Origin of the sequence: Christiangramia oceanisediminis (genome assembly GCF_022570735.2) — a bacterium.
Classification (GTDB): domain Bacteria; phylum Bacteroidota; class Bacteroidia; order Flavobacteriales; family Flavobacteriaceae; genus Christiangramia; species Christiangramia oceanisediminis.
This window is the reverse complement of sequence record NZ_JANCNS010000003.1, coordinates 600,921-614,603: the sequence shown is the minus strand read 5'-3', so window position 1 is coordinate 614,603 and position 13,683 is coordinate 600,921. Positions and strand designations below refer to the sequence as shown.

The following is a 13,683-nucleotide window of genomic DNA, read 5'->3' as shown; positions in this document are numbered from 1 at the left end:
ATTATAAAATGGTATGTAGAGTCCTATGATGGTAAGAACCGCTAGGAATAATACAAAAAGAATCAAAAGTATTTTAAAAGTACTTGTCATAGTGTTTGAAAAAAAGGCAGCCCTAATGGGCTGCCTTATCAATTTTACTCTACAGGGTCCCTGTATAGAATATCTGCACAGCCACTATCATAGAGCTGAGTCATCTGCCCGTTAATGTTTACGGTACAAAGTTGCGGTCCTTCAATCGGATTACAATCCACCGTGCTAAATGCCTGGCAATTTGCCGGGTTGCTTGGTAATTTGTAATAGCCGATTTGCACTGGTTCTGAAGAATGCGTTAGCATGGCTTGATCAACCATTGCTTTTGATTCTTCAGCTTGGGTCATAAGGGCCCCACCAATCGCTAAAGCTATAGCGATAATTGGTGTGATTATTTTCATTTTTTTCATAATCTTAAAATTTAATGATGCTTACTCTTTACAGGATTTTCAGCTTCTCCTACTCATTGCGCAATAAGATTTGTTTTATATTCTGAAACTTTTGAATGGGGTAGTAGATAATAGCACCAATGGCTAATAGTATAAATAGGCCATTAAAAATGAGATGCTCAGTCCATCCCAGGCTTTCTATAACACCTCCGCAAGAACAGGGAATGTAACCTGTAAAATTTAATATGGTATAGATATATGCGGTGAAGAGGGTCATGAAGAAAAGGAAACTTAAAAGAGAAATAAATCGAGTCTTCTTCCAAATGAGACCGAGGCTAATTAAGATTTCCGAAACCGGAATAACAAGAGCGACCATTTTATGATAATCACTTAAAAGGGGAGATTTTTGTAATTCCAATTGAAAATTTTCGAGGTCCATGAGTTTGCTGATCGCGGTATAAAGGAATAGCACTATGAATAGAAAGCAGCAAACCTCTATGAATCTATTTCTGGAATGAGAGCTTAACGATTTCATTGCAATTAATTTGTAGTAAATGTCTTCAAATCAATTTGCTTTTAGGGATGTACCCTTTATCAATACAGGTATTATTCAGGTCTTCTCTGTACATCGGTAGGGCGATATCCAAACTTTTCTTTGAATGATCGCGAGAAATGGGCGGCACTTACGAAGCCACATTCACGGGCAATAGTACTAACGGGTTTTTCAGTTTGAGTAAGTAGTAAGTGTGCTTTTTCGAAACGTTTTTGCTGGAGGAATTTGTAAATACTTATGTGATAATAATGCTTAAAGCCTTTCTTTAGTTTGCTTTCACTGGCATTAAATTTTTCCGCTAAAGCTTTCATTCCGGGAAATTTTTGATCCAGGGTTTGAATGAGGTGCCTTTGTAAACTTTCAATCATTTCCCGGTTTTCCTGCAGTAACATCGACCTGTTTCTGGATGGATATTTTGTCCGAATTGTATCAATACCTCTTCTGTATTTTTCCAATTTATCGTTCTTATATTCTAAATTATAAGCATTAATGAGAATCAATGAATTATTATCTGATGGATCCACAATTTCCAGTACTGCGGTTGTCTTAAGAATTAAACCTTTACCAGTAATAAAATCGATATTTAATTTTTTAGCGGGTTTTTTCCATGAATGACGTTTTTGAATACTCTTATATAGCTTTTCATATGATGAAGGTGTAAGAATACTATTCATTCTTTTAGGAGTTTGATCCATATGAATCAACTTCATGGTACTTGAGGAAATAAAGGCATTATCCAAATTTGGATGTGCAAGTATACTGATCAGATTAACTTCAGGATGACTCTTACCTCCATGCGAAATATGAAAGAGGGTGTTGAGCTCTTCGTTCATGATGTTATGGAGCATTACTAACGGAGTAAGTTCTCCTGAATTTTTAGGGTCTACCTGGAGCGTAAAATTTCCCTTACTCACTTCAATAACGAAATCGCATAATTCTTCAAGCTTATTATGATTGAACTCCCTACCCATAAAGATTTAAAGTTAAAAAACTGAATAAGGCCTTTTAAAATTGCTTAAGAAATTCAAGTGCCTTGGTTTCTGAGGTAAACCTGCGTGTAGGGACGCTAGGTTTGCTGGTTTGCAGAAATACATCCACAAGTTTCTCAGTATATAATTCTTTCACCACGAGAGCTACTGCTTTCGCAAGATAGGATCCTTCTGCTGCCAGGTAATCACGGGCTGGCTTTTCTACAATGTGAAGCTGGCGCATATCACAAAGAATAGGAAGTTCCTTTTCGTTTTGAAACCTGATCCTATCTTTGACTATCGACTCCGCGGCCTTGAGGTCAATAATAGTATTGGCTTTATATACAAAGAACAGGATTCCGTCTTCCATCCAAAATTCTGCGTATTTATTTTTGAATCCCATACCAGTACCTTCAGCGGTTCTAATTTAGGAAATTAAATAACGCTAACACATGCAATAAACAGTCAAGTAATATGCAATTAGGGTAATTTCTAGTCAATTAGCATCATTTGAGTTTAAAAAGATTTGCCTATTAGGGTCAACTACTTGCCTATTAAGTCCTATAAAATTTAAAAAATAGGCCAGGCAGAATTTCTTTTATAGCTTTTACTTCTTATTAATTGAGTAGGGAAAATGGCAAAAATTAAACACAACAATTTCCTCGACACGGTTGTCGAGGTAATGACTAATGCAAAAGATGAAGGAGCTCTTCACCTGTATGCAGAAGGAGAATCTTTTAACGGCAGACACATTCAAATTAAAGGAAAGAAATTATTTCATTTCGGGACAACAGGTTATTTAGGTCTAGAGCAAGACTTGAGATTAAAAAGGGCGGCGATTGATGCTATAGAACGCTATGGAACGCAATTCCCATTATCCAAATCTTATATTTCACATCCATTATATGAAGAGCTTGAGGAGAAGATTCGTTCAATTTATGGCCTTCCGGTAATAATAACCAAGAATAGTACACTAGGGCATATGGCCGTGATTCCATCCATTGTACAGGACGGGGATGGGATAATACTTGATCACCAGGTTCACTGGAGCGTTCAAAATGCCGTTCAACCTCTTAAATTAAGATCGGTTCCGGTAGAGATGATCAGGCATAACAGGTTAGACATGCTAGAGGATAAGATAAAGAAATTGTCAAACCGTTGTAATACGATCTGGTATATGGCTGATGGTATTTATTCTATGTATGGTGATTATGCCCCGATTCGAGAATTAATAGAACTAAGCGTTAGGTATCCTCAATTGCATATTTATTTTGATGATGTTCACGGGATGAGTTGGAAAGGAAAAAATGGTAGCGGTTATGTAATGAGTGTTCTGGAAGAATTGCCGGAGAACGCAATATTATTTGGAACCCTGAGCAAAACTTTTGGTGCCAGTGGAGCCGTAATGGTTTGTAACAACAAGAAATTACACCGTCGAATCCGAAATTTCGGAGGCCCACTTACATTCTCCGCCCAGTTAGAACCCTCGTCGGTAGGAGCTGCAATTGCATCAGCTGACATTCATTTAAGTCCTGAAATTTACGAATTGCAACAGCAACTATCGGACAGGACTTCTTATTTCAATGAGTGTTTAAAAGCTACAGAACTCCCATTAATTTCTGAAAATGACTCCCCGGTCTTTTATATAGGAACGGGTATGCCGGAAACGGGATACAACCTCGTCAACCGACTTATGGGAGAGGGGTATTACGTAAACCTTGGTATTTTTCCGGCAGTTCCTGTAAAAAATACTGGATTACGAATTACGATTTCGCGTCATAATCAAAAACAGGAAATCCTAGGCCTTACCGAAGCCGTCAATCATCATTATTATAAGGCCCTTGAAGAAACGCATACAAACCTTGAACGAGTGAGATTTGCATTTGGGATGACTAATCATACTAATATTAGCCAGACCAATAAGTTGTCCAGTCTTACCTGCGAAATTTTTACCACCATACATGATATGAAGAAGGAGGATTGGAATAAATACATGGGAAATGGAAGTATAATCGATTGGGACGGCATGGCTTTTATTGAAAAAAGTTTTACGGGAAATAGGAAGCCTGAGCATAATTATCAGTTTTATTATTTCAATATCAAGGATTCAAACAGTAAAGTGATACTTATGAGTTTGGTCACGCTCAGTCTTTGGAAGGAAGATATGCTTGCCCCTATCTCTGTAACCAGGGAAATGGAGAGGTTACGTGTAAAAGATCCTTATTATCATACCAGTCATATCCTAAGTTTGGGTTCCTTTTTAACGGAAGGAGATCATCTATATCTTGACAGAGAGTCGAAGAATTGGAAAGAGGCATTTAGTTTATTCTTGCATAAATTAGAAGAGCTGGAAAACAGGCTAAAACCTTCTACAGTTCTTTTACGGGATTTTCGAACTGATGATAACGAATTGAACGATTTCTTACACAACAAAGGATTTGTAAAAGTAGCCATGCCTGAATCCTGTGTATATGAAAATTTTACCTGGAACAGTGAGGAAGAATATGTGAGCACTTTAAGCACCAGGTCGCGTAAGCATTTTAGAAAAGAAATACAGGGTTTTAGAGATTATTTCAATATTTCGATCGATCAAAGTGTGAACATACCATTACTGGAAAAATTTTATGGTTTATATCTAGAAGTAAAGAAAAACAATCCAGGTTTAAATACGTTTAATTATCCTTTTGAATTATTTGAGAATATGAATGATTCCAAGTCATGGGAATTTATAATACTCAGGTTAAAGAAGGAAGAGAACCAGGATGAGCCTATGGTGGGGGTAATGTTTTGTTATAAAAACAGTTCCGGTGTGTATGTTCCAGATTTAATTGGCATGGACTATAAATATTCCAGGAAATACCAGGTATATCGCCAGCTGTTATATCAAACAATTATAAGAGCCAAAGGGATCAAATGCTCCAGAATTGATTTCGGATTAACCGCTGCATTTGAGAAGCGAAAAGTAGGAGCGAAGGTTATTGAAAAATGCGCATACCTACAAACAAGGGATAACTATACATTAGAGGCGCTGGACTGGCTCCGAACCGATTAGATAGTTCTTTTTTATTGCCCCAAATCTTATATTATTTAGCACTTCCTAATTTGAAAATAGCTCAACAAAGATTTTATCTGTTTTCCATTAATACTAACCGCATGTTTGAGGAAACGATGACCATATTTACTAATGAACTTAATGAACTGTTGAAGTCGGAGCAAACTCATCTTCGAAAGGCTGAAATAGGTATCAGGTTATGTAATGATGTGCTGTCTAAACTTCAATCCAATGTGGAAAAAGAAGACTTTGAAGATGTACTAACGGAGATTGATTTTTTCAAAAATATCAAGCCTTACCCAATGAGCTACCTCATTTATTTTACGGAAGTTCGAACTTGTGAATTGACCAAACCCAAGGCAGGAACTAGTTATAAAATTAGGTTTTTAGAAAAGGAGGTCAGGAAAGTAAATAAGTTTTTCTCCAGTAATAATGATTTTGTTCATTATATGGAACAGGATCACAATTACCTTGATCACCAGTTTTTTACCCGGAATAGTCGTAATGATTTTCCATTTACGCCAACTATTAATTATTATCAGTACCCCGAATTTAGCACTTCACATGATATGTTATGGGCCAAGGTACAGGCCTTATACCGTTTTATTCATTACTTAAGGGAAAGCCTCCAAAATCTGCAACCAGGAAGTGCTGCTCTTTTTTCCGATAAAAAACATAAACTGGTAGTATGGTCGGGATCCAAAACTGCTTTAGTAGAATTGATTTACGCGTTATATTCCAGCGGCGATCTCAATCATGGTACCGCAGATCTTCAAACCATTGCTTCTTCATTCGAAGACTTCTTCAATATTAAATTAGACAATATCTACAAGACTTATTCAGAGATCAAAGCTCGGAAGAAGAATAGAACCAAGTACCTAGCAGATTTAATGCATCAATTAGAGCATAAAATGGTTCGAGATGATGAGGTCTAAATAATCGAAGTTCAACCGGACTACGATTTTTTCAATTTACTAAAATCCCCAGCTAGCGTCTGAGGGTTGTAAAGTTTAAATTAAAATTATCCTATAATTTACGCGTAAATGTTGCTGTTTAACTCCCTGTTAAACTTTTCCAGGACTACGAAACTACTAGGGAAAAATCCGAGTCAATACATGCCAATTTTGTAAAACGAAAGTCAAATCAGCTGAATCCCGCTGCTTAAAAATTTAAACCCTGTGGCGGGATTCTTTAAAATCGTTTTATCATGCCAACAAGTATTATTACCACCGAAGATTTAAACAAGTTTAAGGAAGAATTATTAAAGGAGATCCGGGAAATAATTCAACAGCACGGAAAAGGTATTTCTTCCAAAAAATGGTTGAAGTCCACCGAAGTTATGAAGCTTCTACAGATCTCCCCAGGAACTTTACAAAATTTAAGGATAAATGGAACTCTGCCTTTCACTAAGGTGGGAGGCATCATTTATTATGATGCTTCTGATATCCAGGATGTTTTAGATTCAAATAAAATCCAAAATCGGCTGTCATGAATTACATCACACATCTTAACGAAGTCCTGGAGTCTTTCAGTAAAGACATGAGGTTAAATCCAAGGCATGTTAGTGTATACATGGCTTTGTTCAGGCAATGGAACAGGGAACATTTTCCCAATTGGATGACTATCAGTCGAAAGGAAATCATGCAAGTTTCCAAATTAGGATCCACTTCCACGTATCACCGAATTATAAAAGATTTGGACAGTTGGAAATATATTTCATATCGTCCTTCATTCAGGCAAAAGCCTGCAAGCAAGGTCAAGGTATTAAGAATTATTAAAAAGGGCATCCCATTAGAGAGACGGCTTTCCCCCAAAGGCAGTTCGTTAGTGGGACGCCCTCGTCCCATAGGTGAACAGCTTACCATATATAATAAACTTAAAAACATAAAAGAATTTTTAGATGAAAAAAATGAAAGTTTAAAAGAAGCTTTTCAAAAGAAAAAGCTGGATGAAAAAGAGTATCCAAATTTTTTATTGTGGCTTGATCAACATTTTCTGAATTGGGATACAGCACGTATGGATACCAAGGAAATAGTTTCCAGGTGGCTTACCGAAACCTCAAACCTTCCAACGGCGTCCCATAATGGGGACAACCAGGAAAAAAAAGAAAAGCGTTATGATCAACCCTTGTAAATTAATAGAGAATGGTGAGGAGTTTACTGTTGCCAAATTTGAAGGAGAACGTTTGGTCTATGATTTTTCACAAGTTCTACGATACCTCGAGACGAAGGGAAAGCTTTTATTCGGTTCCGGGTTTAGGATATATGAAGAGGATCTTGAAATCTTACACCGGCTAACCAATTATTTTATCAGGGACCGTGAGAAATGTGAATTATACGGTTTGAATCCTGATAAGGGCCTTTTATTAACGGGACCTGAAGGTTGTGGAAAAACCAGTTTAATGAAATTATTGCGACATCTAGTCCCGCATTATCGTTATTACGAGGTTATTCCAACCCGTAATATTGTTTTCGGTTTTAATCATATTGGATTTAAGATTATTGAAGATTACGGTAATAATGGTTCCATCTGTTTTGATGATTTGGGAGCGGAACCTGCAGGCAGGTATTACGGTCAGGATTATAATGTCCTAGGTGAAATTATGCTATCGCGCTATGACCTTTTCGTAAGCCATAAAGTTAAAACACATGCAACTACCAATTTGAATGCAGAAGAGCTGGAGAACCGGTATGGAATTAGAATTCGTAGTAGAATGCGACAGTTGTTCAACCTTGTTGCTTTCGATGCAGATAGTAAGGATAAAAGAAAGTAATTATGAGAATAGCCTTTTATAACATTCAGAACTTGTTTTTCAGGCACCAGGATTTGTTGCCTAAAAACAACAATCGCTGCGTTCTTAACTGGATCGAAGAAATGGACCAACTTATCGCGAAGGTTACCAAAAGCTCCAGTGATCTAACAAGAATTCAGGAATTATCTTTTTTACTCAAGTTTGACAAGTTTGATAAAACAAGGTACGCGATTATGAACCGTAGGGGAGGTCAATTATACCTTAAGGGGATGGACTACCCTACGATGGAAAAAGCCAGTTGGAATAATCGTTGGAATGGCTGGGTTCCGATTATAAATCATCCTATTGATCCTACTAGCATTTCGAATAAAGTACGATTGATTGCCGAGACCCAAGCGGATATACTAATGCTACATGAGATCGAAGACCGGGAAAGCTTATCGAATTTAAATCGGACTTTTTTACCTGAATACCCGGGTTCCAATTACGCTAACCTGGCATTACTACCTTCACCAGGTGTTCACGGCCTTCATCATGGATTATTATTGAAGACGGGGTGGCATATTACCAAAGTAGAATTGTTTTCAGAAGAAAAATTGGACAATGGAGATTATTTATTCCAGGATGGTTGTGGAATCATAGAAATTATCAGCCCGGTAAATATAGCTATAACTGTAATTTCGGCTCAATTTGTTCCGGTTGAAGATCCGAAAGAAGTTACGGATGCCATTCGCATTCAACAGGTTCACCGTATAATCGAAATTTACCAGGAACTGCGATCTCGAGGTACCAGTAATATTGTGCTTTTGGGTAGTTTAATGGCATATTCTTATTGTCATTCTATATCGCCCTTATTTCAATCGACCGATCTTAAGGATGTTTGTCGGCATCCCAATTTCATTGAAGAAAGGGATAGCATCAATACTGATTACCATCGCCTCGGAGGATATGCCAAAGGAATTAACATGCGGCAAAAAAGTTATTTTATAGTATCCCCTGAGTTATACCAATTAGTAACCAGGGTTGGAATTAATCGGAAAGGTATATGGGCCGGAATGGAGCAGCAATGGAGGACATTTCGAAATCTACAAAGTCCCTGGAATCAAGCTAGCGACTATCCTGTTCTCTGGGTTGACCTTTCAATGAATAATGCATATAAGTGAAACGGATTTAATCGGTAAACTTTTGAATTGCTGCTGATCATTTCTTATCTTACTATAGTCATAACGGGGTGACTATACAGTCTGAGAATATACCCGTAGAGGAATTGGATAATGCCAGTTTTCGATCTATGGCGAATCAAGGGGAACAATGAATGTCATCATTATTGTTCCCTTTGTCTATTTAGAGATGTCTGCTAAATATTTCTTTGATCCTTCTTAAACCAATCATCAATCCACAAATAGGATCTAATAAAATGAAAATGCAGCTCACTCATACAAGTTTTTTAAAATATAAGGCCTATTGATGATTTCTTCATAAATATCACCGTATAAACCTGTTAAGCTATAAAGATCTTAAGGGGTTAATTAAGAGTCGGTTTTAGATTTGATTATATCAAAAAATTAACCGATTCACGATGAAAAATAAATATGTACACACACTTTTTTTGTCCCTAAGCTTTCTCCCGCTGATGGCTCAAATCGGCGGGATTGAAAATTCCGTTAACGATATTTCTAATACGATACGGTCAATCTTTCCAATCATTCTTGGAGTAATCTTCCTGGTGGGTTTCTTATTCAATGCCGGGCATTTCTTTGGTGAGAATGCGGATTTAAAGAAGGGGATTACCAGGGTCCTGGTGTTCGTTCTAATAGCGGGTGCCGTGGTTGGCATTTTTACTTATTTGATTGGAATAGTTGTCTAATGAAAAGGTTTAAGATCTATAGAAGTATTAGGGAACAGGCTGTGATCTTCGGATTATCTGTAAATGGTTTCGCCGTACAGATGATAGCGGTAATCGGTGGCCTGCTTATGATCATATTTTCCTTCAGCCTGTTCCTTATTTTTTTAGTGTTAAGTGCTAATATAGGCTTATATCTTTTCCTGTTACGCTTTAAAAAAATCCCGGAATTAGCATCTACTGGTAAGTTAGAAATGATTTCCAATAAAGAAATAGGCTTTAGTTCTTATGAAAATTAACCTGCAAAAATACCCCCCGGTTATTTACCAGGATAAAGATTTGATCTACCTGGCCAGCGGTAGTATCGCGATGGGATTTAAAATTTCGCTACCTGAAATTTATTCCCTCTCCGAAAAGGATTTTGAAGACTTACATAGTAATTGGGCCCGGGCTTTAAAGGGACTTCCATCTGGAACCATTGTACATAAACAAGACATTTATTTAAAAACGGCTTATGACGGTATGAAAATTCACGGGAATACCTTTTTAGCACATGCTACCAGTAATTACTTTAACCTTCGAGACTATATAGATCATCATTCTTACTTGTTTTTTACCTGGCCAGGTACAAAGAATATTACTAAAGGGTTTTCTGCCAATCCATTTATAAAGAAGGTAAGCCGATTACCAAAAGGTGAAGATCAAAAGTTACGGGCTTTTGTACAATCGGTCCGGGAAGCCATAAACTTTTTGGATAACTCAAAAACACTGTCTTTTACTAGGCTCAGGGAAGAGGAGGTATGGAATCTTACCACCGATTATTTCAATGGATTTAATAATGCGGTTTCCACCGATATGCTTTTAGGCAAAGATTTAAGTATTGGAGACCAATTATATGATATTCTGGCAATTAATAACGAAAAGAGTATTGCGGAAACGGTTAGCACCAGCAAACCCAATTCAAGATTTACATCGGACGAGATAAGTTTTCACCAGGGCTTTATTGATGATTTAGGTCTTAGTTTAAACCAAAACCATATTGTCAACCAGGTTCTGGTATTAGATGACCGTTCCCATTGGATTGGTATATTAAATAAGAAGCGCGAGGAGCTTTTAAAGAGCATTCAGTTTGGAACTCAGAATAAGATCACCCTGGAGCGTATTGAAACAATACTATCCGAGATAAATTCAGATGACCAGGCAAGGCTTGTCAGGGGGCATTTCAATATTACGTTTTGGGCCAAGGAAAATACAGAATTAGCTGGAATCAGATCTTACATCCAGGCGTCCTTAAAGGAACTCGATATTAAAGCATACCAGCCAAAGGGCTCTGCTTTACACCGGTATTTTCTGAACAGTTATTTTGGGTTTATCCAGGGCTTTTCCAGCGAAGATTACTACGTATCGGATTTAAGACATGGATTATGTTTATGGTTAAATAATACGAATTACCGGGATGATTCCAAGGGGATCATGTTTAACGATAGGCTCTTTAATATTCCAGTAATCAAAGATGTATGGGATGAAGACAAGCGACGTATTAAAGCTCGTAATTTTGCCATTTTTGCTCCAACAGGAGAAGGCAAATCTTTTTTAGCCAATAATATACTCCGCCAATTTTACGAGGTGGGTACTCGGCTGGTAATAATTGACCTGGGAGGCTCGTATTCCAAGTTTGCCAAACTTTACCCTAAGGATCATATCATTCTCCGTTACGAGCAGGGTAAAAGTCTAGGAATCAATCCATTTTATATAGAGAATCCAGATGACCTGGGCCCGGAGCGAATAGAAGATCTAACAGCTTTTTTGCTAGAGCTTTCAGCTTCGGGTCATAAGGTCGCCAAGGAGCGAGAGGTAGCCCTAAAGAAATTATTACTGGATTATTACCAAAGCACCAGCGATGATCACTCTCTGGAAAGTTTTTACGATTATTTAGGTGATCGACCTAAAAGTAGTAACCGAGCCAGATCCGATAAGTATTTCGATACGGAACATTTTCTACACATTCTATCAGAGTATGTTGGGGATGGGATCTATAGTTTTCTTTTCGAGACCAACAAGGACCAATCCTACAAACTGGAAGATAAGCGAATGATCATATTCGAACTGGATGAAGTCAAGGATAACAGGGAGATTTTATCGGTGATGTTAAAACTTATAAAGTCAGCAATTCAGCGCACCATTTGGAAAAATAGGTCGGAGCGAGGGATCATCCTATTTGATGAGTTTGCCAAGCAATTAAAATTTGAAAATGTCCTTGAAAGCGTAGAATTCTATTACCAGGCTATTAGGAAACAGAACGGGGCTATTGGTATAATCTTACAATCGATCAACCAGTTACCCGAGAATAGCACTTCAGCCAGTATACTGGAGAACACGCAGGTTATTTATAGTCTTCGTAATGAAAAGGGTTACGATGCTTTGTATAGGAGGTTGAATTTATCTACGCACGATCTGAATCAACTGAATTCCATTCGAAATAACCTGAAGGGAAACCGGAAATACACTGAAATATTTATAAAGATCGGCCAGGAGAGTAACATCTTTAGGTTAGAAGTTCCACCGGAAGTATATGCTGCTTATCTAACCGATGGAAAGGAAAGTGAAATTCTACTCGAATTATATAAAAAACATGGTTCCATGGAAGGTGCCATTCAGGATTTTGTAACCAATTATTTAAAAACTAAGCCATGAAAAAAATTATCTTATTATTCATTCTACTTACGATCTATTCAGGTAAGTCCAGTGCCCAGGGCATGCCGGTTTATGATAACACGAATTTTCTAGCCCTTGCCCAGTCGTTAATTGAATCGACCAAGCAGACTTCCGAACTTTTTAAGACTGTAAAATTCCTCAAAGAGCAAAAAGAGAGAATTGAACAGGTGAGTAACATTGTAAAACAATTGCAGGTTGTACGGGAGATAATTGATAATAACCAGCGCTTATATGAGACCGTTCAACAGGACTTACGAGAAATTCTGAATTCACCGTATATCAGGGCAGATGAGGTAGACCAAATTAGCGAGTCATTCAATAGTTTAATTGGTAATGCCTTATTAGACCTTGAATTTTCGAGGGATTTGCTTACCAGTAATTTCCTGAACATGACTGATGCGGAACGATTAGCCATTTTAGAAGCGCAGCGATTACGTTCACGTGAAATGATTCATGAGATAGAACTAAAAAAGCGTCGGTATCGAGCAATCATAGAGTTTAGGGAAATCAAGGAAAGTATTAATAACCGGGTATCTAATTACTAGGTTATGGATCTAGGCCTGGTATATATCGATGCCGTGTTTACTACGATCAAACAAACTGATCTGTCCCAGTATACCATTACAGGCATAAAAGCGCTGGCAGTATTATTATTTCTAATCAATATCATCAAGAAGTACCATGAAGGTGCTGTGGCCAGTGATGGTTATACCTGGGGATTAAACCCGGCTGATCTTATCAGAAACCTGGTAATTGTCCTGTTGGTTATTTTTTCTTCAGAGATTCTAAGCGTTTTTGATGGAATACTAGTTGGGGTAGAATCAAGATTTCGTGATACGGCTCCAGCTCTAGTGCCCTTGCAATTACAGGATGTAGAAATTGAACGTGATATGGGATTGGTAGAAGCAGGTAGTAAAGCACTGGCTATGCTATATGAATACCTGGTCACTCCTTTTTACCCGATGAAGGTCATAGCATTCATCCTGGGTATTTTTTTATGGATCATGGATCTATTTATTTACCCTTTATTTCTTGCAGAGCGCTTCTTTCTTCTCGGTTTAATGCAATTACTATTTCCGCTGGTTATTAGTCTTTCCGTATTTGAGAAATTTCGGGAGCTGGCCTATAGATTCTTCAAGTTATATGCAGCAGTTTATATGATTGTTCCAGCTTTTTTCCTGGTCAATATCTTTATCAATCAATTATATAATGCAATCAACACCGATTTCTGGCCGAACCTGGTTGGTAATTCTATAGATGGTAGTGTTTTAGCCCCGGTTATCCAACTGGGCTCCATTGGATTTATGGTTCTATTAAAATTTAAGCTATATAAACAAGCCATCGCATTCACATTTCGAATCTTCACTACTTAATAAAACTA

General features: G+C 37.5%; 15 protein-coding genes. 11 read left to right on the top strand and 4 right to left on the bottom strand.

The features are described 5' to 3' along the window. Positions 1–134: 134 nt before the first annotated feature. The 4 genes from MKO06_RS15545 to MKO06_RS15530 all read right to left on the bottom strand — a co-directional run bounded on the left by MKO06_RS15545 (position 135) and on the right by MKO06_RS15530 (position 2,343). A complete protein-coding gene (locus MKO06_RS15545) occupies positions 135–440 on the bottom strand; it encodes a DUF6520 family protein (protein WP_241552181.1) in 306 nt (101 codons plus the stop codon). 49 nt (positions 441–489) lie between these two features. Then, positions 490–954, bottom strand: coding sequence for a MauE/DoxX family redox-associated membrane protein (locus MKO06_RS15540; RefSeq protein WP_241552180.1), 465 nt, complete (start codon positions 952–954; stop codon positions 490–492). A 71-nt stretch (positions 955–1,025) separates the two neighbouring features. After that, positions 1,026–1,943, bottom strand: a complete 918-nt coding sequence (locus MKO06_RS15535; protein WP_241552179.1) for a helix-turn-helix domain-containing protein — start codon at positions 1,941–1,943, stop codon at positions 1,026–1,028. A 34-nt stretch (positions 1,944–1,977) separates the two neighbouring features. Next, positions 1,978–2,343 (bottom strand): DUF7793 family protein, encoded by a 366-nt coding sequence (locus MKO06_RS15530; protein WP_241552178.1) that lies wholly within the window; start codon positions 2,341–2,343, stop codon positions 1,978–1,980. A 231-nt stretch (positions 2,344–2,574) separates the two neighbouring features. Here MKO06_RS15530 and MKO06_RS15525 point away from each other — a divergent pair, with 231 nt between their 5' ends. The 11 genes from MKO06_RS15525 to MKO06_RS15475 all read left to right on the top strand — a co-directional run bounded on the left by MKO06_RS15525 (position 2,575) and on the right by MKO06_RS15475 (position 13,675). After that, complete coding sequence (locus MKO06_RS15525) at positions 2,575–4,992, top strand: aminotransferase class I/II-fold pyridoxal phosphate-dependent enzyme (RefSeq protein WP_241552177.1); 2,418 nt, start codon at positions 2,575–2,577, stop codon at positions 4,990–4,992. Positions 4,993–5,093: 101 nt separating this feature from the next. Then, the gene (locus MKO06_RS15520; RefSeq protein ID WP_241552176.1) at positions 5,094–5,927 is read left to right on the top strand and encodes an RteC domain-containing protein; all 834 of its coding nucleotides are present in this window, start codon (positions 5,094–5,096) and stop codon (positions 5,925–5,927) included. Between the two features lie 272 nt (positions 5,928–6,199). Then, a complete protein-coding gene (locus tag MKO06_RS15515) occupies positions 6,200–6,484 on the top strand; it encodes a helix-turn-helix domain-containing protein (protein WP_156283448.1) in 285 nt (94 codons plus the stop codon). Further along, entirely contained in the window at positions 6,481–7,125 is a 645-nt protein-coding gene (locus MKO06_RS15510) for a hypothetical protein (RefSeq protein WP_241552175.1), read from the top strand. The genes MKO06_RS15515 and MKO06_RS15510 overlap by 4 nt, the downstream gene beginning before the upstream one ends. After that, entirely contained in the window at positions 7,109–7,765 is a 657-nt protein-coding gene (locus MKO06_RS15505; RefSeq protein WP_241552174.1) for a P-loop NTPase family protein, read from the top strand. Before MKO06_RS15510 ends, MKO06_RS15505 begins: the two co-directional genes overlap by 17 nt. Positions 7,766–7,767: 2 nt before the next feature. After that, complete coding sequence (locus MKO06_RS15500; RefSeq protein WP_241552173.1) at positions 7,768–8,907, top strand: hypothetical protein; 1,140 nt, start codon at positions 7,768–7,770, stop codon at positions 8,905–8,907. 470 nt (positions 8,908–9,377) lie between these two features. After that, a complete protein-coding gene (locus MKO06_RS15495; protein ID WP_241552172.1) occupies positions 9,378–9,611 on the top strand; it encodes a hypothetical protein in 234 nt (77 codons plus the stop codon). Further along, positions 9,611–9,886, top strand: coding sequence for a hypothetical protein (locus MKO06_RS15490; RefSeq protein ID WP_241552171.1), 276 nt, complete (start codon positions 9,611–9,613; stop codon positions 9,884–9,886). Before MKO06_RS15495 ends, MKO06_RS15490 begins: the two co-directional genes overlap by 1 nt. Next, entirely contained in the window at positions 9,876–12,281 is a 2,406-nt protein-coding gene (locus tag MKO06_RS15485; protein WP_241552170.1) for a TraG family conjugative transposon ATPase, read from the top strand. The genes MKO06_RS15490 and MKO06_RS15485 overlap by 11 nt, the downstream gene beginning before the upstream one ends. Beyond that, positions 12,278–12,847, top strand: coding sequence for a conjugal transfer protein (locus MKO06_RS15480; protein WP_241552169.1), 570 nt, complete (start codon positions 12,278–12,280; stop codon positions 12,845–12,847). The genes MKO06_RS15485 and MKO06_RS15480 overlap by 4 nt, the downstream gene beginning before the upstream one ends. Positions 12,848–12,850: 3 nt before the next feature. Next, positions 12,851–13,675 (top strand): hypothetical protein, encoded by an 825-nt coding sequence (locus MKO06_RS15475; RefSeq protein WP_241552168.1) that lies wholly within the window; start codon positions 12,851–12,853, stop codon positions 13,673–13,675. Positions 13,676–13,683: the final 8 nt, after the last annotated feature.